The sequence below is a fragment of the Brachyspira murdochii DSM 12563 genome (genome assembly GCF_000092845.1).
Lineage (GTDB): Bacteria > Spirochaetota > Brachyspiria > Brachyspirales > Brachyspiraceae > Brachyspira > Brachyspira murdochii.
Map to the genome: position 1 here is coordinate 1,599,734 of NC_014150.1, position 22,895 is coordinate 1,622,628.

A 22,895-nucleotide genomic window follows, 5' to 3' on the forward strand; every position below is an offset into this window, starting at 1 on the left:
TATAATATTATAAAACGCACGTTCAATTAATTATTATTATCTAATTTTATTATGAATTCTAATTTTTATTATATATAAATGCTTCATTCTGCGTGCGTTGAGAAAAGTGCTAAATTAGGCTATGTGTCAAGTATGTAAATATAGCATTGAAAAATAATATTTAATTTGTCTAAAAATAAATTGCAAAGCTATTAATAATTAATATATATCATTCCGAAATTTGATAATAGCTAAAATTCTATACTTTAAGGAAGAATTAAATATGCGTTATTTATGTTTTATTTTAATATTTTTGAATACGTTTTTTTCTCTATTTGCTCAAACTCCAAATACAGGCAGATTAGATCAATTATTAGATTATGCTAATACAGGTGATGTTAATGGTATAAGAAGATTAATTTCTCAAGGTCCTATTTCTAATTTTATAAACTTTGGAGACAATCAGGGACATAATGCTTTAATAATCGCTTCTTCAAAAGGATATAAAGATGCTGTTCTTTTATTATTATCACAAAATGCAAATGTTAATCTAACCTGCATACATGGCAAAACAGCTTTAACTTATGCCGCAGATGCCGGATATGTAGATATAGTTTCTTATTTGCTTGCTAAGAATGCCGACCCTAATATAAAAATAAACGGCGGTACAACAGCACTATTACAGGCATCAGGAAAAGGATACTATAGTATTGTAGAAATGATAGTTAATTCAAAAGCAGATTTGAGGGTAACAGGCACTTATAGAAGCGGAAATGATGATGGTATTAATTATAATATGACTCCTTTAATGGTAGCTGCTTTTAATAATCATGACTTAATAGTAAGATTATTATTAGATAAAGGAAGCGATATTAATTATATAAATGAATACGGAGCTAATGCTTTATTTTATGCTATAGCCAGAGGAAATAATGAAGTTGCTAAAATATTATTAGAACGTGGTGCCGATGCCAATATTGCAGCTTCTTACGGTCCTTATGGTAATATAACGCCTCTTGCTTTGGCTTCTACATTAGGCTTAACAGATATTATTTCTTCTCTTTTGATAGGAAAATCAAATATCAACTTCAAAATGAGAGATGGAAGAACAGCTTTGATATGGGCATCAATTGCAGGAAAGAGTGATGCGGTTAATGCTTTGGTTATGAGTAAAGCTGATTTAAATATAGCTGATAATGACGGAAAAACAGCTTTGATGTTTGCTGCAGAAAATGGAGATTATGCTTCAGTAGAATATTTAATTAATGCAGGAGCGTATTTAAATACTTTGGATAAGTTTAATAAAACAGCATTAATGTATGCTATGGAAAATGGCAATACAGAAGTTGTTGATTTACTAACTAGAGCAAGTTTAACTTATAATAGATAATGCATATAAATATATTAAAAGGGATTGTATAATGAAATACATTCCCTTTTTTATTTTTTATTAAATTATTTTTACTGCTGTTTTTCAGATTTTTCTCTATGTCTCTTATGCGGAGCAGCTTCTTTAACATCGTTAATAAAGTAGAATAAAGATTCTATCTCATCAGCAATATTAACATCATTAATAATGCAGTCAGGTCTTTCCAAAAGTTTAATAGGTGCGAAGTTTAATACCCCTTTTATACCAGCATTACAAATAACATCAAACATTCTCTGAGCTTCCAAATCCGGTACAGTTAATATAGCTACTTCTATTTTATTATTGATAATGAAATCTTTTAATTCTTCTATAGGAAGTATTGGAGTAGGGGCTTCTCTGTTTATTTTTTCTGGGTTATGATCAAATGCTGCGATTATTTTTATAGCTTCGCTTTCAAAACCTCTGTAATTAACTAATGCTTTTCCTATTTTACCATATCCTATTAAAATGATATTATGAGAAATTTGCTTCCCCAATATACTGTCAATTTGCTCAAGTAAATCATCTATATTATATCCGCCTTTTTTGTTCCCAGATATATTAAAAAGTGAGAAGTCTTTTCTCACTTGTACAGATGTAATGCCTATTGCGTCTCCTAAATTATTTGAATATGCTTTTATAAATCCGAAACTCTTCATACGTCTTAAAGCGTTTTTATATTTTAGTAGACGCATAATTTGTGTTCTGCTAATCATAATATGTCCTTAAAATAATTTTTATATTGATAAATATTTAATATTGTTTAATTATAACATAATAAAGTTATCTGTCAATAAATATTATAGTGAAATCTATTTTTTATGGTAAAAATAAAATATAAATATCAGAACATTAACTACTGTTTTTTTGGGAGATTATTATTATATGCAATAATATTTATAATATAAATATTATCAAATTTGATTAAATTAAATTAAATATTATTTTATTTATAAGTATTATTATTTACTAATAATATTTACTATATATTGTTTTTTAAATTTATTGTTATATACGTATCTTTAATTAAATGTTAATAATAGCAGATATAAACAATAAATAGATATATAATAATTTAAATTATAAACAGTGAGGATAATAATGAATAATAAATTCAGAATGAATATATGTTTATCTTCTGATGATAATTATGCTAAATATATTTTAACAGTAATGATTTCTATGCAAAAAATAGTTTGGAAGATGAGGAAATAGTATTTCATTTATTAATAAAAAATTAAGATATAAATTTGGAAGTAAATTTTTTTAAGAGGATTATGGTAAAAAATATATTATTATTGTATAATGAATTAAAAGGTTAGGGAGTATATCATGATAGATTATCAGTCAGCAGCTAAAATTATAAAAGAATCAAAATATGTTGTATCGTTTACTGGTGCTGGTATAAGTGTAGAAAGCGGAGTTCCGCCTTTCAGAGGAGAAAACGGACTTTGGGAGAAGCATGGAAGTCAGTTTGCTGAAATATCTTATTTTATGAAGCATCAGAAAGAATCTTGGAATTCTTTAAAAAAAGTTTTTTATGATCCTATTACCGATGTAAAGCCGAATAAAGCACATATAGTATTAGCTAATTTAGAGAAAATGGGTATAATGCGTAGTGTAATTACTCAAAATATAGATAATCTTCATCAGGAGGCTGGAAGTAAAATAGTTTATGAGCTTCATGGAACAGCTAAATATGCAGTATGTACTAAATGCAAAACAAAATACAAAATAACAAAAGAAATACTCTCAATGGATCCTCCTAGTTGTGAAAAATGTGCTTCTGTACTAAAGCCAGATTTTGTATTTTTCGGAGAACAGCTTCCTGCAATAGCTTTTAATTCTTCTATAGAGGATGCCGAGAAAAGCGATTTATTTATTATAATAGGAACAGGAGGGGAAGTTATGCCTGCAGCTCAGATTCCTCATATTGCTAAAAGATCCGGAGCTAAGATTATGGAGATTAACCCGGCACCTTCTAGTTTTACTAATTCTATAGTTGATATCTATATACAAGAAAAAGCTGGTGCTGCATTTACAGAAATAGAAAAATATTTATAGTTTTTATTATTTAACTTTGTTACAATTTTCATAATTTACCAATTATAAAAATAATGTTTTATATGTTTTTAAATTAGCGAATATGAAATATTTCGAGTATTATTTTGAATTCAATTATAAATAAAATTAGTTTTTGGAATTAAAAAGCCTTAAAATAATACTTTAAGGCTTTTATTAATTATTTATTCATTATCAGAATCATCTTGACATATTGTTTTTAAAGATGTTTTTAATTCATATATGAACTTTTTGTCTTCAACTATAATATGGTTAATAAGCCAATTTTTTAGAAAGTCAATAAAATCTTCTATAACCAAATTGTCTCCATTCTCATATTTATTAACTTCTTCAACAACCTTAATAGAAAAAGATCTATGTTTAGATATATGATCTCTTGCTATAGAATAATTTATAGCCTTCATGATTTTTTCTTCATAAGAGAAATGATAAGTAGCATACTCTATTGTTCTTTTAATAATAGCATTAAATGATCTTCTTACATATTCATTGCTGAGGTCTCCCACAACACCTGTTTCATATAAATCATTAATAATATTAACAAGTTCTTTGTGCTGATCATCTATTCTTTTATAGCCTGTTTGGAATTTAGTTTCCCATTTAATCCAAGGCTTTTTTATAGAAACTCGATTATACATTTTGATAACTCCTATTGATTATTATTCTGCTGCGAAAGTTGTTTTAATGCATCTATTACTTCCCCAACAAATTCTTTATCTGAAACTAAAACATGATTTAAAAGCCAATCCCTTAAATACTTTACCAAATTATTCACAGCTTCCAAGGAACCATTTTCATAAGACTGAACATAATCGTAAATGGTTTGAGTAAACTCTCTATGAGAAGAAGAGTGTTCTAATAGTTTTCTATACTTTATAGCCGTCATAATTTTCTCTTCATAAGAGAAATGATATGAAACATAATCTACAGTTTTTTTAAGAGCATTTTTAAAAGCCTCTTTTAATTTTTTATCTTCTGAGCTGCTGTATCCTATGCAGTCATATAAACTATTAATAATATTTATAAGTTCTTTATGCTGATCATCTATTCTTTTGTATCCTATTTTGTATTTATCTTCCCATTTTATCCATTCTATTTTTTTATTATTTTCACTCATAGAAGAAACTCCTATTTTTTATTGCTGTGAAATTTTTTTTAATGCTTCCTTTACTTCAGCAACAAATTTTTTGTCTGTAACTAAAATATGATTTAAAAACCAATCTTTCAAATATTGTACTAAATCATCAATAGCCTTCAGAGAACCGTCTTCATAAGACTGCACATATCTGTAAATAGTGTTTGTGAATTCTCTATGATATGATGAATGCTGTATTATTTTATCATATTTTATAGCATTCATAATTTTCTCTTCGCATGAAAAGTGATATGAAACATAATCTACAGTTTTTTTAAGAGCATTTTTAAAAGCCTCTTTTAATTTTTCATCTTCTGAATCTCTATTATCCATACAGTCATATAAATCGTTAATAATTTCTATTAATTCAAAATGCTGATCATCTATTCTTTTATAGCCTGTTTTATATTTATCTTCCCAAACTATATACCTATCGCTCATAAATTATTCCTTTATTTATATATATATATTCGTATCATATATATTATTATCAGATTAAAATAAAAAATATTTATATATATTAATTATATTGATATTTTTTATTTTTTAAAGTAAAAATGAATATTTTTTATAATACAAAAACAAATACACAAACAGTTAAAAGTTTTTAATCGTTTTGCAAAAAAAGTATTTTTATATGCTTTATTATATTTATTTTAAAGTTAGTTATAATTTAAACTATGCAGTGTTCAATTGATAGTGAAAATAAATTTTTAAACTTTATTTTAATCCCCGCCCTTTTAGATTTAAATGTTTTATTTTTTTACATAGTTTTAATTAAATCTATAATCTCTCACTTCGCCATAGCTTAGTTTAAATTTGCAATTTACTTAATTAAATAAATTTTATGCACTTCTATAATTTGGGAGTATGCAAATAATTTTTATCTTTATATCCAAATATAAAAAAAGAGGCAGTAACGAAATATCGTCATTACCTCTTATGCAAGCTTTAAATCCAAATTATTATTTCATAACATTATAAAATGCTTTTTTATTATTGTTGCTAGCGATAAACTCGCATAAAAAAGCTGGTACCAATAAATTGTTACCAGCTCTCGTTTATCGCTTCAAAGCTAAATTATTATTTAATGCTTAATCAATATTATTATTTCATAATATTATAAAATGCTTTTTTACCTAAGTAAATAGCTCTGCTGCCTAATTCTTCTTCAATTCTTAATAATTGATTGTATTTAGCAATCCTATCACTTCTTGAAGCAGAACCTGTTTTGATTTGACCAGCATTAGTAGCTACTACTATATCAGCAATAGTAGAATCTTCTGTTTCACCAGATCTGTGAGAAACTACAGCAGTATAATTATGAGTTTTAGCAAGTTCTATAGAGTCTAAAGTTTCAGTTAAAGTACCGATTTGGTTTACTTTGATTAATATAGAGTTAGCAACACCTTTATCTAAACCCATTTGAAGTCTTTTTACATTAGTAACAAATAAGTCATCTCCTACTAATTGAACTTTTTTGCCTAATTTTTCTGTCAATATTTTCCAGCCTTCCCAGTCATCTTCAGCAACACCATCTTCTATAGAGATAATAGGATATTTACTGCATAAATCAGCGTAGAAATCAACCATTTCAGCAGGAGTTAATTCTCTGTTATCAGATTTATGGAATACATATTTTTTCTTATCTTTATTATAGAATTCGCTTGAAGCAGGGTCCATAGCTATCATCACATCTTCACCGGGTTTGTATCCAGCTTTTTCTATAGCCTGCATAATTACTTGAAGAGGTTCTTCATTATCTTTAAGAGTAGGTGCAAATCCGCCTTCATCACCAACAGTAGTGCTTAAGCCTCTGTCATGAAGTATATTTTTTAAGTTATGGAATACTTCAGCTACATAGCGTAAGCCTTCTTTGAAAGTAGGGGCACCAACCGGCATTACCATATATTCTTGGAAATCGATTGGAGCTGATGAGTGAGCACCGCCGTTTAAAATATTAGCCATAGGTACTGGTAAGGTTTTAGCATTAGTTCCTCCAATATATCTGTATAATGGCATACCTAATTCTTCAGCAGCTGCTTTTGCTACAGCGAGTGATACACCTAATATAGCATTAGCACCTAATTTGCCTTTGTTTTCAGTACCGTCAAGTTCTATCATAGTTCTGTCTATTTCTACTTGATCCAAAGCGTCCATATCAATAAGTTCATTGCAAATAATTTCATTAACATTTTCTACAGCTTTTTGAACACCTTTACCCATATATCTTGATTTATCGCCGTCTCTTAATTCTACTGCTTCATGTTCGCCTGTAGAAGCTCCTGATGGTACAGCAGCTCTGCCCATAACACCGCTGTCTAAGTAAACATCTACTTCTACTGTAGGGTTTCCTCTTGAGTCTAGTATTTCTCTAGCTACTATATTATCTATTAAAGACATATTAAAACTCCTTATAAATTAATTGATTATATCATATAACATAACCTATAAATTTCAAGTGAAAAAATCGGACATTTATAAATAAGAGTAATTTTATTATAATTCAAAACTTTGGAAAATTCTTTTATTGATATAAATATATAGCAGAATAATGTTTTTTTACTTATTTCTAAAATTTATTAATTTAAATAATTAAAAGATAAAGCCTCCAGCAATGATTTTATTACTGGAGGCTTTTTATAATTATTTTTTATTACTTCTTTTTACCTTGATTAGCTACTGCTTCCATAGCTTTTTTAACAGCTTCAGGGTCGCCTAAATACTGTTTGTTTACAGCTTTAAAATTATCATCAAGCTCATAAACTAAAGGCATTCCAGTAGGTATATTAAGCTCTGTAATGTCAGCATCAGAGATATTGTCTAAATATTTTACTAATGCTCTTAAACTGTTTCCATGTGCTGCTATGATGATTTTTTTTCCAGCTTTAATATCCGGAAGTATAACATTTTCCCAAAAAGGTACTACTCTTGCCACAGTATCTTTTAAACATTCTGTTAAAGGGAGTTCTTTTTCTGATAAGTTTTTATAACGCGGATCATGACCCGGATATCTTTCATCATCTTTTGTCAAAGCTGGAGGCGGAGTATCATAGCTTCTTCTCCAGATTTTTACCTGATCCTCTCCGTATTTTTCAGCTGTTTGCGATTTATTTAAGCCTTGTAATGCTCCGTAATGTCTTTCATTTAACTGCCAGCATTTCTCTACTGGTATCCATAAAAGTCCCATTTCTTCTAAAACTAGATTTAAAGTTTTGATAGCACGTGTTAAAGTAGAAGTATATGCTTTATCAAAAGTAAATCCTGCTTTTTTAAGTTCTGCTCCGCCTGCTTTAGCTTCTTCTATACCTTTTTCAGACAAAGTTACATCTGCCCAGCCTGTAAATAAATTTTCTTTATTCCATACGCTCTCACCATGACGTATTAAAACAACTTTTGTCATTTTTATAACTCCTTATAAATAAGATTAAGTTCTATTATATATTAAAATAAGAAAAAAGTTAAACAAAAAATCTATTGTTTTTATTATTATAATATATTATATTTTACTAATAATAAATAGGGATTTTTATCTATGAATAACGAAGAATTAGATTTACAATTGCAAAAATTATATGAAGAGGGAAAACATAGCGAAATCATTAAATTAATACTCTCTTTACCAGAAGATCAATTAAATGATAATATTAAAGGGCTTCTTGCTGCAGCATATAATAATACTTCAGAATTTGACTTGGCAATAGAAATATTAAATTCTTTATCTGAAGAAAATAAAGATAATCATACTTGGTTTTATAAAATTGCTTATGCATATTCAGGTAAATCGGATATAAGCAATGCCAATTTAAATATAGACAGAGCATTATATATATTAGAAATGAATAAGGCTTCTATAAGCAGTGAAGAGTATGATTACTTCAGCAATCTGTATAATAATTTAAAAGAATACATACAAAATGGAAGTTTTCATTATGAAGCTAATTCTGTTAATATAGACGATAATGATTCTATTATAAAAGATATATCTTCTGTTTTAGCAAATGATATAGATAATGAAATAATAGAAGGAAGTATTGTTGTAAAAAAATGGAATATATTTATCAATGCTTATGCAGAAGATATAACAGATAAAAGTGCTGTTATAAACTATTATATATCTAGTCCTGATTGGGATAGAGATATATTTGAATGCTGTGCAAGTGCAGGAAAAGATGCTAATACTTCTGTAGGACTTTCAAATGGAAGTTTTATATTTGGAATAATGACAGGCATAAAAGCGATGAATGAAAATATAATACTCGATGAGGCAGAAACCGAATCTGCTGGAAAAAAACATAAATGGAAAGTATATACTAGTAATTTGGTTAATATGGGTAGAGATAATGGAAAGCCAAAAAACGTAAATATTTATTGGGATATGTTTAAAGATGATATTTTAAAAAGAATAGGAAATCAAAAAATTTGCTATATTAAAATATATGGAGCTAAGGCTTCTAATGATTATTCTATAGGAGAGCTTAGAATAAATGATGTTAATATACAAGAGCTTTCCGACAAAATGAATGAATATGTGAAAACTTGGAATGAAACAGATTTCTCATCAGACAAACAATTTTTCTTTTTGGTTCAGGATAATGAAACTTATATTCCTTATCCATTTAGTAATGATACTATTTTAAATTTTGTTAAAGAATACTGCAATATAGTATTAAACTTTAAAGAAAATGATTATGATAAATTAGGAAATTTAGCTGAGCAGCTTACGAAGGACTATACTTTAGCAACAGATCTATTTTTATTTCTTCCGGAAATATGTGCGGATAATGAGTTTTTTAATGAACTTCATTCATCTGAAAAGATTAATTTTAATTTTGAATCAGAAGAAAAAAATACAGCTGTATACAAAACACAGATTTACACATATCATTTAATTAGTAATTATTTATTTGAGCTTTTCAGGGAAAATGCTTTTAATGGAAATGAAAATGAAGTGTATGCAAAATTTATAAATATGAGTGCATTATATAATATTTATTCTCAAGTAAAAGAAGATTATGAAAAGAAAAATAAAACACTGGAAAATCTTAAAGTTAATTTATCTTTTAGTGTAAATAATGATTATTATATTAGATAAGTTAATCAATAGATATAATAAAAACTTCTCTTCATAAGAAAATATATTTTGCATGCTTTATATTAAAAGTGCAAATTTAAATTCCGCTATGGCGGGTGTGCTTTTGAAGTAAGAGATTATAGATTTAATTAAAGCTATGTAAAAAAATAAAACATTTAAATCTAAAAGGGCGGGGATTAAAATAAAGTTTAAAAATTTATTTTAACTCCTACCCTTTAAATTCTTTAGTTTTATACTGTTATTTTTTAATTCTTTTTTCTTTATTAGCTTTTACTGCCCACCCAAGCAGTTTTTAAATTTGTGATATGCTTTAACGCACGTAGAATGAAATCTTTATATACAATAAAATTAGAATACTAAATTTATTAATATTAAAAAAATGCGTTCTGCGTGCGTATAGGAAATCTTAAATTATAAATCTGTATTCCAGTTAGCCGATTGAATAATAACATCTATATCACTGTACGCCTTTGAGAGTTTATCAGCTTCTGCCTGAATCTCTTTTACATTAACTAGAACTTTCATCTTTATTTCATTTTTAGCATTTCTGTAATCCTTGCTGTTAAGTTCTTTTAAAACAGTTTTATAAATATCTAATTCTCTGTCTAATTTATCTCTTATGTTTATAGCATCGGCAATCGATATTCCTATTTCAAGTTTTGTTTCATGTTCTTTATTAGTTATTTTCACAATTAAATCTGAAAGCTCATTATTTACATCAATATATTCTTTTATTAAATCATTAGGATTTTCATTGTTTTCATTATCATCTCTCAGTAAGACATTGTTTTTTATTCTCTTTTTAATATTTTCCTGTCTTTTAATATATTCATCTTTTTTTAATAAAGCCTCTCCTAATTTCATAATATCTCCTATTTTTTTATTTTTTTAATTGCATAATAATGTATATAATAAATTTTATAAATAAAGTATAATAGAAAAGCTATTCTAGTCAATAATAATTTTTAAGGTAATTTATATTATGAAAAAGATTTTTTGTCTTAGTTTATTTTTTGTTATTATTTTAATAAGCTGCAATATATATGTAAATGATAATATAGGTATTTTAATATTTGATGAAGATACTAAAGGAAATAGATTAACAAATGAAACATTAACTTTTATATTGCTTAAAAGAGAAGATAAAAACTCATTTAATAATATAACATACATATTAGGAGAAATATATAATAAAAACAGCAGTCAAAATATAAAATACATAGAAGAAGCAAAATATATAAAAGATATCAAAAATACAAACAGTTCTAAGTATTTAAATATTGATAATACTAAAATGATGATTGATTATAATAAAAAAAGAATAATATTCACAGATTATGACGGAAAGAAATATACTCTGCCTTTAAATAATTCTGAGGATACTTGGATTTACAAACTCCTTTCTGACAGCACCAATTTATAATTTTTTAATATGTGAGATGATATTATTTTATTAGTTTGCATTCTTTTATAAAGGAATGTATATTTATAATCATATAATTATAGAAGAGAAGTAAATGAAATATAAATTGATAATAATATTATTGCTTGTAATAATTTCATGCATAAACAATAGTAAAGAAAATAATATAATCTCTGTTAATAGAGATGAAATAGAGCCTAATGATAGTTTTGAATATTCGCAGTTTATAGACACAAGTACTTTTATAAATGCTAGTTTTCAAAGTGATGAAGATATTGACTATTATCAGATAAAGCCTACCAATTCTTCAGTGATGAATTTATCAGTTTATGCAAATAAATTGGATATAAATTTAACTTTAATGTCATCTTCAAACAGCAATGTAATTAATATTAATACAAAATATATTGAAAATTACAGAGGCTTTATTGAATTAAAAGATTTTATGTTTTATGATGACAGTTATTTTCTTAAATTAAGTTCTGATAAAGAGGGTAAATATGACTTGAGATTTGAGTTTAAAAATGATTATTTCCCTTCTAATGAAATAGAGCCTAATAATAATATTAATGCGGCAAATATAATTAATTATCCTAATGAATTATTTTACGGATATTTTTTATATAATGATTTTTATTCTAATAATTTTAATATAGATGAAAATATAAAACCTTATATAAAAAATTCTGACATAACAGATATAGATTTTTATGAAATAAGAAATGATACTGATATAAATACTTCTATTAATATAATTCTTGAATATTCAAAGGATATAGATATGCTTTTGTTTGATGAAAATTATAATTATATAAAGAAAGGTATTAACAAATTAAGCACAAGTTTTAAATCAGGAAGTAAGTATTATATAGCATTAGTGTGCTTTGGAAGTAAATCAATTATTGAAAGATACACACTTCATTATGAGTTTAATTGATTAAAATGTATGCTATTGACAAATCAGTATTTTTGATATAGAATTATCTTTACTATTAAAAGTAAGAACAATTTTGGAATATTATAATGAATAATTCTTTTTTAAAAAAAGCCTTCTCTCTTTGGGAGTGTTAAATTATTGATATTTTACAATATGTAATAATTTTTTAAAATTTTGCCTCCCAAAATAAGGGGGCTTTTTTTATATTTTTTATTGTCATTAAAATATTTTCATAATTATAAAAAATGTATATATTAATTAGGAGTAAACTTTATGGAACATTATGGTATATTAGGTATTATACCTCCTCTTTTAGCCATTATACTTGCTTTGGTTACAAAAGAAGTTATTATTTCTCTCACGCTTGGTATACTTTCCGGAACATTGATAATAGCACATGGTAATATATTTACAGCTATTACAATATTCACAGATAAAGTTGCCGAGATGAGCGGCGATGCTTGGAATATACGCATACTTTTATTTTGTGCTTTGCTTGGTGCTTTTGTTAGCATGCTTTCAAAGACTGGTGCTACTAAAGCATTCGGTCTTTGGGCGAGTAAATATTTGAAAACAAAAAAAAGCATACTTATATTTACTTGGTTTTTCGGTCTTATTATCTTTATAGATGACTACTTCAACAGCCTGTCAGTAGGTACTGTTATGCGTCCTGCTTTTGACCAGAATAAAATTTCAAGGGCTAAATTGGCATATATACTAGATTCAACTGCTGCTCCTGTTTGTATACTTGCTCCTATATCCACTTGGGTTGTTACTGTTATGAGCTATATTAGAGATTCTGAAGGTTTTGAATCTTTAAATATTAGTGAATTTGTTTTCTTTATCAAAATGATACCTTATTCTGTTTATCCGCTTTTGGCTTTAGCATTTGTAGTTCTTATGGCTTTGGTATTTAAAGATTTCGGACCTATGAAAAGAAGTGAAGATAATGCCAAAAATGGAAAACTATTTGATGAAGAATTATACGGTGATTGTCCGGGTAATTTGGAAAGCTCTTCAAATGACACTGCTAAATGGTATGATATGGTTATAGCTATAGCTGTACTTATTATAGTATGTATAGTAATGTTCCCTGTTACAACATATATGGGCTTAATAGGTAAAGAAGGTATAGATACTTTTTCTGCTGCTATGTCTAGTATATCTTTAAATCAGGCTTTTTTGGATACTGATGCTTCTAAGGCTTTATTTTATGGTGCAGTTATTTCTATTATGATAATGTACATATACTATATGGCTAGAAGATTATTAAATATACGTTCAGCTGGAAACTCCATAATAGAAGGTATAAAATCAATGGTTCCAGCTTTGGCGGTACTTGCATTAGCTTGGTCTATAGGAAGTGTTATAAAATCAAGTCCTGAAGACGGCGGACTTGGGCTTGCTGCTTTTCTTTCTGAGGCTGTAAAAGGAGGCGGTTTTCCTCTTTGGATACTTCCTGCTATAGGATATTTGCTTGGATGCGTTATCGCTTTCTCTACTGGTACAAGCTGGGGTACTTTTGCCATACTGATACCTATAGTTATACCTATAGCTAACGGACTTGCTGCAGGAAACGGATATACTGGCGAAGCTTTACTTAACGTTCTTCTTATAAGTGTAGGTTCTGTTGTTTCTGGTGCTGTTTTTGGGGATCACTGTTCGCCTATATCTGATACTACTATACTTTCTTCTACTGGAAGTAATTGTCCTTTGCTTGAGCATGTGGCAACTCAAATTCCTTATGCTGGATTAGTTGCTGTTTCATCATTCGTTGGTGTTGTAGTAGGAGGTATTACTTTAAATCCTATAGCTGCTTTATTAGTAGGTTTTATAGTGATGTGCGTACTTGCTATGCTTGCTCCTAAATTCTATGACAGAATATCATCTTTATATAAAAAAAATACATCAGAAAATCTTAAATAATTTATAGCTTTTTAATATTTATGCTATTATATTGTGGGGATTAGATTAAAAAATTAAAAATAAAAGGTTTTTTCTAATCCCCACCCTCTTAGATTTAAATATTTTATTTTCTTAATTTGATTTAATTAAATACATAAGCCTTCACTTCAAACATTGCACCCGCCCAAGCGTTAATTTAACTTTGTACTTTACTCCACGCACGTATAACTAATTTTTAAAATATATATTAATTAATAATTCTAATTTTGCTTTATATAAAAATCGATTGAACGTGCGTTGAAGAACATTACAAATTTATAACGCACTTGGGTGGGCAGCCATAGTAACAGTCAACGCTGAAAAAATAAAAAACATTTAGAATAGTAAATAGCATTAAAAAATTTAAAGGGTGGGGCGTGAGAGTAAATTTAAAAACTTTATTTATATCACCGACCTTTTAGATTTTAAGGCTTTATTTTTTTTATATTAGATTGATTAAATCTTCTAAATCTTCACTTCAAAAAGTGCACCCGCTCAAAGCGTGATTTAAATTATGCACTTTTTATACTTAATTATAATAATATAAATTCTTATGTATTCAATCCTTATATACTTATAATAACTTATATTTTTTCTTAATAGTATATTGATATAAGTATATTTAGGAGTTTTTATTTATGTCTTTTAATTTTCAGTTGATTGTAAGAGATAAGTATTCAGAAGATATTTTTGATATTATAAGCGAAGCTCAGAGTATAAAAGCTGATGATATAAAAACTGACTATAAAACATCAGACGGAAACAGAGCTTATTCTATAAAAACTGGTATAGGAAATATCTCAAGCGGCAGAAGTTTTAGTATAAGCATACCCATTTATGAATATAAAAATGATTTAGGCATATGGGTAAAAATAGAAGATCAGTATGCAAAATATACAAGTATGATACTATCAAGCAATATTAAAAGATATTTTATAAGAACTATTTTTGAAGATGAGATTTATGAGGCAGAATATATTATTAAATCAGTAGGCGGATACAATATTAAGTATATAAATAATTTGGGAGTAGTGGACATTACACTTGAGGCATTAGATAAAGTATTTTTAATGCAAAAAGAAGAGGAGTATGAGATTGCCGTTACAGAAGATAATAAACAGGATATTAATTATAAATCATTAAGTTTAGTTCCAGTGCCTTTATGTTTTAATTTGGAGTTTATAGTTGTCGGGGGAGTTTTAGAATTTTTATTTGCCAATAGGGATAATTTCGGAATACAGTGCTATGCAGAATTAAGAAACGGAGTTTATAATATAGACTTTGACGGAGAGAGACTAAATATAAACGGTGTTTCATATGATTATAAAGGTATTCAGCCTGAGCTTAATGTCGGAAATAATATTTTTTATTTAGAAAGTAATCAGACATGTATTAAAGCGTTAGTAAGATATAAGAGAGGTATTTTAATATAATGCGAAAAATGCCTTATCATTTTTTAAGAAACAAAATATATAAACTTCCTCCTAGTCCTTATGTTAGTTTTGAAGAGTTCGGCAATTATATAAAGATTAATGATAATATATATGCAGAAAATGCTTATAATAGTTATTTAAGTTATGAGTTTATAGTTAATAAAAGAGGAGGCGATACAAGCAAAATAAGTTTCAGTATGCCTTTAAATTATTTTAGTATTAATGATAAAGTAGAATATTATCTTAACGGTAAAAAAAAGATTTGCTGGATATATTGAAAGTATAGATAATGCAGGACTTAATCTGAGTATTATACCTATATGGGGAAAACTTCTTCATCAGTATATACAGGGTGATTTGATATTGGAATCTACTAAAGGGGCATTGGATATAGTTTTGTCATTAAGAGAAAAAATTGAAGAGATGGGTATAATATTTGATGAAAAAAATATCACTCTTAATAATGATAAAAAAATAACAATGTCTTTCAGCGGAAAAAATATTTCGGATATACTTGATGAGGTTGAAGAGAGTATGTCAGATACTTGGTGCTGGGGAGTAGATTTTGACGGTTATTTTTATTTTAAAGAGTTTTCTGATATACCAAGTAAAAAATTAAATTGGCATAATAATGATTTTTCAGAAAGCGATTATGAAGAGGATTCTTCCGATTTGGTAAGCCGTTATATTATAAAGATGAAAGATGTTATTACAGATGATGAAGGAATTGAGAAAGAAGTATACAGAACTCTTCCAAAAATAGTAGGTGCTGATGAGTTTTATCCTGCTATACCTTTGGAAAAAGAAATAGGTATAAAGACTGATATATTTGAGATAGAATACAAGTTAGAAAATTATGATTTAGCTTATGAGTTTGCCTATAAGTTTTTAACTAGTCAGTCAAAAAAAGAGACTGTAAAAATAAAAGGACTAAACAGTAAAAATAATGATTTGAGTATTAATGAATGCGTAGAGTGCATATTAAAACCTACTAATAACTTTTATCAGATTATAGATTTTAATGATTTTACAGTATCAGAAAGCAGATTAAATGAAGTGTATTCATCAGATATAATAGATATTGATGAGAGTATAGAATACAGAAAATATCCCAATTATAAACAGCAGCATTCAGTAACACTCACAGATATAGACAGATACTATAAAGAGGTTTGCAATCAAAGCTATAATATCACAAAGATAGTAATATTTTTCTCAAACGGAATTGAAGGTGAGGATAATAAAAATATTTCAGCAGTGTTTCAAATAGAAGATAAAAATCATTTTCAAAGAAAGTATTTTCAGAATGGTTTCGGAGTATTTGATGTAAGAGGCTATGATAAAAGAGATATAATAATAACTTCAGAAAGAGGAAACATACTTTATGAAAAGTTTATTTGCTTTTTTGATGCAGCTTCTAGAATTACAGACATGAATATACGAACTATAGATTATAAATTTGAAAATAATGCTCTTAATATAGATTTGGAATTATCAAAGATGAATATAAAACTCACAAATTATTTATATAATCAGGAAGAGAAAAGAAAGAATCTTGAAAAACTTTTAAGCTATAGCGATTATTAAACTAATATTGCATGAATAATTTTATACAAATAAGTTTAAATAATAGGAGTAAATGTTTATGATATCAAGCACTAAAGGAACTATATTAAATTATTTCGGACTTGCAAATACATACAATCCTTTTACAGATGAAAACTCTCTCTATACAGCAGAAAATCTATATTTTGAAATACCTAATGACGAGCCTTTTGAGAATGCAGGATACGTAGCAGTATCAACAGGACTTTTAACCAATTCTCTAGCTTTTCTTAATGACTGTACATTTGAGATATATGATGATAATACAAAAATAGCTGATTTAGTAAATGTAATAGGAGAGGTGGGAAATAATAAATATATGCCTCAGAATGGGCAGATATTTTGGTTTAATAAAGACGCTCTTAGAGGCACTTATTTTTTAAATAGCACCTATAAAGGAAAAAAGCTGAAGATAGTAAGAGGGCGTTTTGTAACTACTTCAATAACTTCTGGAGTTTTAAATGATATTTTTGAAAGGACAGTTGGAGTTCCTTCATATATAGAGGAGATTAATAGTATGATAGACAGCATAAAAAATAATTCTGCTTTTATAATAAAAGAAACTATAACAAAAACAGACTCAGGTACGCAATATTGGGAATTGACTTTTAGAGATGATTTAGAGTATTTGCAGGTGTCTGGATATGTAAGAGGTAATACTGATGCTTTACTTTCTCTTTCTTCTTACGGACTTTATCAAAATATAAATGATTCTGCTCCTTTTATAGGCTGGTTTGGAAGCAGCTCATCTTATTATTATTATGGCGGAGAGTTTCAAAAAAGTTTTAGTAATTATCAGACAGGACTTCCTAATTTAAAATGGTTTCCTATACTTGAAAATAAACCAGTAGTTGGAATAAAAAATAATAGCGAAAATACTATAACAGCATATTTGTATTTTTTGGTAAGATATAAAGAGTAATTTTTTAATTATCATATTTATTGCAAATATGTAGTTTTTATATTTAAAGCAAATTTTTTATCATAGTTCTATTATATTTTTTAATTGCAACAACTCTAATTTAAAAATCTAGTAAAAAAATAAATAATAAATGAATAATGAAGGAAATATTATAAATGAATCTTAATGAAAATAATATACAAGCTCCTTTTCAGTATAAAATAAGCGAAAATACTTTTGAGCTTAAAACAGTTTCAGGAGGGTTTTTACTTAATGCTGATAATGTACAGGTAAAAGTGTTTTCTGGAGAGAGGCTTTTTTGTGCTGATATTGGTTATGCCATTGATGGGGCGGTTGAGGAAATGGAGTTTTTAATAGACAGTATAAAAGTTTATCCTCAAGTTTTAGAAAATCTTGATAATTTACAAACTGCAGAAGTTAAAGACAATGAAGTATACTTGATAAGAAATGAACTTGATTTTAAGAGTATAGTTTTCTTTCCGCCAAGTGATTTAAATAAAAATTTTAAATATACAATCACAACTTACAGCAATACATTTTCTTCTTTTATGTTTGATGATATTGCTAAAAAGTTAAATAGTTTAGATATAAATTATCCCATTAAAAATTATTATGAGAATACAGATTATAAAATTAATGACATAATAAAATACAACGGCTATTTATATAGAGTTTTTAAAGATTTTACAAGCGACAGTACGGATTATTATTTAAAAAGTAATTGTAATATTTTAACACCTTTCAAAAAATTAGAACTAGATACTGATTATAAAGCTAATGAATTAATAGAGTATAATAATAATTTTTTTATAGTTCAAGAGGATTTTTTATATAATCAGTCAAGCGGTATATTAACTAATTTAAACGGATTATTAAAGCCTTTACAGGATATAATTATTTGGTTTGACGGTATAAGTAAAATATATAAAAATCAAATAGTTATAAAAGATGATGTATTATATAAAGTGCTTGAAGATATAGAAAATCCCATTTGGGACAGTATTCAAAATAAAATAAATAGATTAATAAAAGCAGAAAATACTTTTTATGATGACAGCAATTCTTCTTTTGGAAATAATACTAATACGGTTCAAAAGGCAATAGAAAAATTAAAGTCAGCTAAGCAGGATAGTTTAATAGCAGGAAATAATATTAATTTATACGGTAATGCTATAAGTGTAGACGGAGGAGTAAATAAAGAATATATAATAGGAAAACAATATTTTATAAATGATTTAATAGTAAAAGAAGATACAATATATAAGGTAAATGAAGACTTTACTGCTTCTGACTTCAATACAGATAGAGCTAAACTTACATTAATAAGTTCAGTCATAGGCGTAGCTTCTTCAGCAATAGATGTGAGTTTTGATAATTCAAAAACTAATTTAGAATATTTATCAGGTTATGATTTTCCAAAGTTCAAAATAGAAATACCAGAAACTATTAATTTGGTATTAGCAGATGCTGATAATACAGCAGAATATCAAGCTGCAATTATAAAGCAGGCAGATGGTAGTTATGTATTGAATGCCAGTATAGAAAATTATACTCTTACTAGTCATAGTCAAAGTATATTTTTTATAATAAAAAGTATAGATTCTAATATTAATGTTTATCAAATATATTCTATATTGTCTCAATTCTTTAGTTTTAATTCTATATATAATTTAGAATTAAATGAATGTAGAATCTCTAATATAGAATATGAATTAAAAAGTACTATTGGCTTTATCACAGAAAGTTATACAGTTATTGCTATTTCAAAACAAGACTTAACAAATTTTAATCAAGGCAGTTATAATATAACACTTAATATAAAAAATAGAGTATTAAGAAATGAAGATAGAAATATATTTGCTTCTAGTTTTGCCTTTATGTCTAGTCAGTCAGTATTGGATTTTTATAATTTTACTTTAGAGCAAAATAATAATTCGGTAAAATTAAAAGGAGAATATTCTTTAAAAGAAGGAGCTGGAGTTGTTATTGGTTTTTACAGCCCTATTATAGAGAATTATTTTAATGTATCATCTGGGACAGTCAATATACAAAATACAACTGGTATAACTTCAAGCAATGGTAATCCTATGAAGTTTGGAATATATAAAAGCAGTAATAATGAAGTTTACAGAGGAATACCTCCTTATATTTTATTTGTAGGTTATCAAGATGACAGTACTATACAAGTTGGAGATACTATTACCTTTAATCTAACACCTGATAAAAACTCTACGCTTAATCCTATTTATCAGAATGTTACTAATGTTCAAGAGGCTGTAGAGGAAATAGTTAGGCGTTTAGCTATACTTGAAAGTTAAGGAGTTTATATGATAACTAAAGAACAAATAATAAAAATAGGCATTAATGAAAAATGGTTAGAGCCTTTGAACAATGCTTTTGAAAAATATGATATTACAAACACCGAAGGCGGACAGTCGTCTAAGAACGAAGTTTCTATGTTTTTAGCTCAGACTACTCATGAAAGCAATAATTATAAAAGGCTTGAAGAGAGTTTTAATTACAGACCCGAAAGGCTTTTTCAAGTGTTCAAAAAAAGAGTTGGAAGTTTGGATAAAGCTAAAGAGTTATGCTCTAAAGGTGCCAAAGCTATAGGAGACTTTGTTTATGGCGGTAGATTAGGAAACGCTCAAGATGAAGGATACAAATACAGAGGCAGGGGCATTATTCAGCTTACTGGAAAAAATAATTATAAATATTATGGGGAAAAATTAAATATTGATTTGGTAAACAGTCCAGACTTAGCTAAAGAGCCTGATACAGCGATAGAAATAGCTTTGCTTTTTTGGAGAGAGAAAGGATGCGGTTTATTGGCATGTAAAGGAGATGTTAAAGGAGTTACCAAACTTATTAACGGCGGTTACAACGGACTTGAAGATAGGCAGAATAGATTTGAGAGAATATTAAAAATATTGGGAGCATAGCAATAAAAAAGAAAGTGAAAACGAGCCAGCTAGTAACTTCGCCAAAGGCGGACACAGTCAGTTGCTAGCTATTAATTGGCGAGTTTGACCAAGTAGTCACCCTTTGGGTGGCATAGCAATAAAGGAGGAAAGCGAATGCGAGCCTCAAAGTAAGTTCACTTGCTTTGAGTTTATAGGCGAGCACGAGCATAACAATAAAGGAGGAAAGCGAATGCGAGCCTCAAAGTAAGTTCGCCGAAGGCGGACACAGTCACTTGCTTTGAGTTTATAGGCGAGCACGAGCATAACAACAATATGAGCGACTTTGCTATTGTATTTATTTGTATTTCTTCTATGGTAATAGCTTATTTCGTTTTTAATATTATTAAAAGCGGAAGACATGCTAATATGAAAGCTAATATTAAGGACGGCACTATAGAGTTTGGAAATGATAAAATTATTACAGAAAAAAGTATAGATAAGCAAAATAAAATAGTATCTAATGCCTTTGAATCGCCAAAAGAACTTTCTGCTTTATCAAATAAAAATAATAATGAGATAATTAATTATTATAATAATTTGAAATATGATGATAAAATTACTTCTTTAACTGTGTATAAAGAATATAGTAATATTATTAGTCAAAGCACACTTGAAGTACAAAGTAAAATTATAAGCTATATAGCCAGAAATCATATACTTAATAAAAATAAATCAGAGTTTGAAAGTTATTTAAAAGAAAAAAGAATTGAGATAATAGATATATATAATTCCGCTTTGTTTAATAGCAGTATAGAAAGTATAAAAAAACTGCAGTTGGAAAATATTTGTAATTTTTATTATATGATTATATTGGATAATATAAAAAATACTTATAAATCTATTTATAATAATCATAAAGTACAGTATATAAAGCGTAGGGATTTTATTAAGAACTTAAAAAATATTAAGCCTTCTGACAGATTAAAAAGCTATGATGTATTTATAAATAATAACTTTACAGAAACTGCTATAAGAGACAGTGAAATAGTTTTGGATAATTTAAAGCATTTACAGAAATTTTTATTAGGCATATTTCATGACAACTTAAAATACAATGGAGTTAGATAAATGAGCATATTTAATTTTACAGACAAGCATAATGCTAATAAAAAACTTTCTATATATACAAGCATAATAAGTTTTTTATTAGGCTGTATTTGGCTATTTGTTAATCTTATTTGGCGAGGCAGGGCTGTTAATAAAGAAGAGGCAATAGCTGTTGTAATAATTCTTCTTGGGCTTAATGCTGTGAGTTTCGGCAGTGATTTAAGAGGTTTTTTAAAGATATTAAGAAATAATAAAGATAATAGTAGAGAAGATATTAAATAAATATTTAAGGAAATTACATGTTTATAACGGTATTGATTAATATACTTAAGTCAAAGTATTTTTATATAGCTTTGATATTAATTGCTTTACTTGCTTATGTATCTTCTTTAAATATTAAATTAAATATAAAAAACAAAGAGATATATAAATTAAATAATGAAATATATAAGTTGGAGTATTCTAATATATTATTAAGTAAAGATAATGATTTTAGGAAAAAGCAGATTAATATATCAGAAACTTTTTCAAAAAGTGATGAATATATTAATGTTATAGAAGAAAAAAAATTAAGTGATAATACTATTAAAGCATTCAATAGTATTGTAAGTAATTATTATAGAAGTTTTGAATATGAAAAAAATTAGCTTTTTATTATTATTAATATTTTTAGTGAGCTGTTCCAGTGTAAAATATGTAACTGTTCCTATGTCAGACCCTCCAGAAATATATAAGCCCAATCTTATAAAAACTGAAAAAGATTTTTTATATGAATATAAACGATCCTTAATGAAAATAAGCGAATGGCAGAATTGGTATGCTATACAAACTAATAAATTTTAGTTTGATTAATAAACTCATAATTTTTATTATCGATAACAAAAAACATTGATTTTCTAAAATGTAAAGGTATCATATTTTT

General features: G+C 27.1%; 21 protein-coding genes and 1 pseudogene. 15 read left to right on the forward strand and 7 right to left on the reverse strand.

The annotated features are described in order from the left end of the window. Positions 1–262: 262 nt before the first annotated feature. Positions 263–1,369, forward strand: coding sequence for an ankyrin repeat domain-containing protein (locus tag BMUR_RS07005; protein WP_013113904.1), 1,107 nt, complete (start codon positions 263–265; stop codon positions 1,367–1,369). A gap of 71 nt (positions 1,370–1,440) precedes the next feature. Here BMUR_RS07005 and BMUR_RS07010 read toward each other — a convergent pair whose 3' ends face one another. Continuing rightward, a complete protein-coding gene (locus BMUR_RS07010) occupies positions 1,441–2,103 on the reverse strand; it encodes a redox-sensing transcriptional repressor Rex (protein ID WP_013113905.1) in 663 nt (220 codons plus the stop codon). A gap of 616 nt (positions 2,104–2,719) precedes the next feature. On the opposite strand from BMUR_RS07010, the gene BMUR_RS07015 reads away from it, so the two are divergent. Beyond that, positions 2,720–3,451, forward strand: coding sequence for an NAD-dependent deacylase (locus BMUR_RS07015; RefSeq protein ID WP_013113907.1), 732 nt, complete (start codon positions 2,720–2,722; stop codon positions 3,449–3,451). Positions 3,452–3,633: 182 nt separating this feature from the next. Here BMUR_RS07015 and BMUR_RS07020 read toward each other — a convergent pair whose 3' ends face one another. The 5 genes from BMUR_RS07020 to gpmA all read right to left on the reverse strand — a co-directional run bounded on the left by BMUR_RS07020 (position 3,634) and on the right by gpmA (position 8,007). Next, positions 3,634–4,107 (reverse strand): bacteriohemerythrin, encoded by a 474-nt coding sequence (locus BMUR_RS07020; protein ID WP_013113908.1) that lies wholly within the window; start codon positions 4,105–4,107, stop codon positions 3,634–3,636. An 11-nt stretch (positions 4,108–4,118) separates the two neighbouring features. Then, entirely contained in the window at positions 4,119–4,586 is a 468-nt protein-coding gene (locus BMUR_RS07025; RefSeq protein WP_013113909.1) for a bacteriohemerythrin, read from the reverse strand. A gap of 18 nt (positions 4,587–4,604) precedes the next feature. Further along, positions 4,605–5,045: a bacteriohemerythrin gene (locus BMUR_RS07030; RefSeq protein ID WP_013113910.1), complete on the reverse strand. Its 441-nt coding sequence runs from the start codon at positions 5,043–5,045 to the stop codon at positions 4,605–4,607. Between the two features lie 666 nt (positions 5,046–5,711). Further along, positions 5,712–7,007, reverse strand: coding sequence for a phosphopyruvate hydratase (eno, locus tag BMUR_RS07035; protein WP_013113911.1), 1,296 nt, complete (start codon positions 7,005–7,007; stop codon positions 5,712–5,714). Positions 7,008–7,260: 253 nt separating this feature from the next. After that, entirely contained in the window at positions 7,261–8,007 is a 747-nt protein-coding gene (gene gpmA, locus BMUR_RS07040; RefSeq protein WP_013113912.1) for a 2,3-diphosphoglycerate-dependent phosphoglycerate mutase, read from the reverse strand. Positions 8,008–8,139: 132 nt separating this feature from the next. Here gpmA and BMUR_RS07045 point away from each other — a divergent pair, with 132 nt between their 5' ends. Continuing rightward, positions 8,140–9,699 (forward strand): DUF6348 family protein, encoded by a 1,560-nt coding sequence (locus BMUR_RS07045; protein ID WP_013113913.1) that lies wholly within the window; start codon positions 8,140–8,142, stop codon positions 9,697–9,699. Between the two features lie 411 nt (positions 9,700–10,110). Here BMUR_RS07045 and BMUR_RS07050 read toward each other — a convergent pair whose 3' ends face one another. Next, the gene (locus BMUR_RS07050; protein ID WP_013113914.1) at positions 10,111–10,563 is read right to left on the reverse strand and encodes a DIP1984 family protein; all 453 of its coding nucleotides are present in this window, start codon (positions 10,561–10,563) and stop codon (positions 10,111–10,113) included. A 118-nt stretch (positions 10,564–10,681) separates the two neighbouring features. Here BMUR_RS07050 and BMUR_RS07055 point away from each other — a divergent pair, with 118 nt between their 5' ends. The 12 genes and pseudogenes from BMUR_RS07055 to BMUR_RS07110 all read left to right on the forward strand — a co-directional run bounded on the left by BMUR_RS07055 (position 10,682) and on the right by BMUR_RS07110 (position 22,816). After that, on the forward strand, positions 10,682–11,122 hold the full coding sequence (locus BMUR_RS07055; RefSeq protein ID WP_013113915.1) for a hypothetical protein: 441 nt from the start codon (positions 10,682–10,684) through the stop codon (positions 11,120–11,122). 94 nt (positions 11,123–11,216) lie between these two features. After that, positions 11,217–12,059, forward strand: coding sequence for a hypothetical protein (locus BMUR_RS07060; RefSeq protein ID WP_013113916.1), 843 nt, complete (start codon positions 11,217–11,219; stop codon positions 12,057–12,059). A gap of 273 nt (positions 12,060–12,332) precedes the next feature. Continuing rightward, on the forward strand, positions 12,333–13,985 hold the full coding sequence (locus BMUR_RS07065) for a Na+/H+ antiporter NhaC family protein (RefSeq protein WP_013113917.1): 1,653 nt from the start codon (positions 12,333–12,335) through the stop codon (positions 13,983–13,985). Between the two features lie 656 nt (positions 13,986–14,641). Beyond that, a complete protein-coding gene (locus BMUR_RS07070) occupies positions 14,642–15,436 on the forward strand; it encodes a hypothetical protein (RefSeq protein WP_013113918.1) in 795 nt (264 codons plus the stop codon). An 8-nt stretch (positions 15,437–15,444) separates the two neighbouring features. Further along, positions 15,445–17,023 (forward strand): annotated as a pseudogene (locus BMUR_RS07075) (hypothetical protein). Positions 17,024–17,081: 58 nt separating this feature from the next. Further along, positions 17,082–17,963 (forward strand): hypothetical protein, encoded by an 882-nt coding sequence (locus tag BMUR_RS07080; RefSeq protein ID WP_013113921.1) that lies wholly within the window; start codon positions 17,082–17,084, stop codon positions 17,961–17,963. A 155-nt stretch (positions 17,964–18,118) separates the two neighbouring features. Then, positions 18,119–20,281: a hypothetical protein gene (locus BMUR_RS07085; protein ID WP_013113922.1), complete on the forward strand. Its 2,163-nt coding sequence runs from the start codon at positions 18,119–18,121 to the stop codon at positions 20,279–20,281. Between the two features lie 9 nt (positions 20,282–20,290). Then, positions 20,291–20,905, forward strand: a complete 615-nt coding sequence (locus BMUR_RS07090; RefSeq protein WP_013113923.1) for a glycoside hydrolase family 19 protein — start codon at positions 20,291–20,293, stop codon at positions 20,903–20,905. A gap of 294 nt (positions 20,906–21,199) precedes the next feature. Further along, positions 21,200–21,994, forward strand: a complete 795-nt coding sequence (locus BMUR_RS07095; protein WP_013113924.1) for a hypothetical protein — start codon at positions 21,200–21,202, stop codon at positions 21,992–21,994. Continuing rightward, a complete protein-coding gene (locus tag BMUR_RS07100) occupies positions 21,995–22,255 on the forward strand; it encodes a hypothetical protein (RefSeq protein ID WP_013113925.1) in 261 nt (86 codons plus the stop codon). Between the two features lie 17 nt (positions 22,256–22,272). Then, positions 22,273–22,620: a hypothetical protein gene (locus tag BMUR_RS07105; RefSeq protein WP_013113926.1), complete on the forward strand. Its 348-nt coding sequence runs from the start codon at positions 22,273–22,275 to the stop codon at positions 22,618–22,620. Beyond that, entirely contained in the window at positions 22,607–22,816 is a 210-nt protein-coding gene (locus BMUR_RS07110; RefSeq protein ID WP_013113927.1) for a hypothetical protein, read from the forward strand. The genes BMUR_RS07105 and BMUR_RS07110 overlap by 14 nt, the downstream gene beginning before the upstream one ends. Positions 22,817–22,895 lie beyond the last annotated feature (79 nt).

Coding starts and splice junctions, on each gene's coding strand:
- BMUR_RS07005 (WP_013113904.1), top strand. CDS start 263: ATGCGTTATTTATGTTTTATTTTAATATTTTTGAATACGTTTTTTTCT.
- BMUR_RS07010 (WP_013113905.1), bottom strand. CDS start 2,103: ATGATTAGCAGAACACAAATTATGCGTCTACTAAAATATAAAAACGCT.
- BMUR_RS07015 (WP_013113907.1), top strand. CDS start 2,720: ATGATAGATTATCAGTCAGCAGCTAAAATTATAAAAGAATCAAAATAT.
- BMUR_RS07020 (WP_013113908.1), bottom strand. CDS start 4,107: ATGTATAATCGAGTTTCTATAAAAAAGCCTTGGATTAAATGGGAAACT.
- BMUR_RS07025 (WP_013113909.1), bottom strand. CDS start 4,586: ATGAGTGAAAATAATAAAAAAATAGAATGGATAAAATGGGAAGATAAA.
- BMUR_RS07030 (WP_013113910.1), bottom strand. CDS start 5,045: ATGAGCGATAGGTATATAGTTTGGGAAGATAAATATAAAACAGGCTAT.
- eno (WP_013113911.1), bottom strand. CDS start 7,007: ATGTCTTTAATAGATAATATAGTAGCTAGAGAAATACTAGACTCAAGA.
- gpmA (WP_013113912.1), bottom strand. CDS start 8,007: ATGACAAAAGTTGTTTTAATACGTCATGGTGAGAGCGTATGGAATAAA.
- BMUR_RS07045 (WP_013113913.1), top strand. CDS start 8,140: ATGAATAACGAAGAATTAGATTTACAATTGCAAAAATTATATGAAGAG.
- BMUR_RS07050 (WP_013113914.1), bottom strand. CDS start 10,563: ATGAAATTAGGAGAGGCTTTATTAAAAAAAGATGAATATATTAAAAGA.
- BMUR_RS07055 (WP_013113915.1), top strand. CDS start 10,682: ATGAAAAAGATTTTTTGTCTTAGTTTATTTTTTGTTATTATTTTAATA.
- BMUR_RS07060 (WP_013113916.1), top strand. CDS start 11,217: ATGAAATATAAATTGATAATAATATTATTGCTTGTAATAATTTCATGC.
- BMUR_RS07065 (WP_013113917.1), top strand. CDS start 12,333: ATGGAACATTATGGTATATTAGGTATTATACCTCCTCTTTTAGCCATT.
- BMUR_RS07070 (WP_013113918.1), top strand. CDS start 14,642: ATGTCTTTTAATTTTCAGTTGATTGTAAGAGATAAGTATTCAGAAGAT.
- BMUR_RS07080 (WP_013113921.1), top strand. CDS start 17,082: ATGATATCAAGCACTAAAGGAACTATATTAAATTATTTCGGACTTGCA.
- BMUR_RS07085 (WP_013113922.1), top strand. CDS start 18,119: ATGAATCTTAATGAAAATAATATACAAGCTCCTTTTCAGTATAAAATA.
- BMUR_RS07090 (WP_013113923.1), top strand. CDS start 20,291: ATGATAACTAAAGAACAAATAATAAAAATAGGCATTAATGAAAAATGG.
- BMUR_RS07095 (WP_013113924.1), top strand. CDS start 21,200: ATGAGCGACTTTGCTATTGTATTTATTTGTATTTCTTCTATGGTAATA.
- BMUR_RS07100 (WP_013113925.1), top strand. CDS start 21,995: ATGAGCATATTTAATTTTACAGACAAGCATAATGCTAATAAAAAACTT.
- BMUR_RS07105 (WP_013113926.1), top strand. CDS start 22,273: ATGTTTATAACGGTATTGATTAATATACTTAAGTCAAAGTATTTTTAT.
- BMUR_RS07110 (WP_013113927.1), top strand. CDS start 22,607: ATGAAAAAAATTAGCTTTTTATTATTATTAATATTTTTAGTGAGCTGT.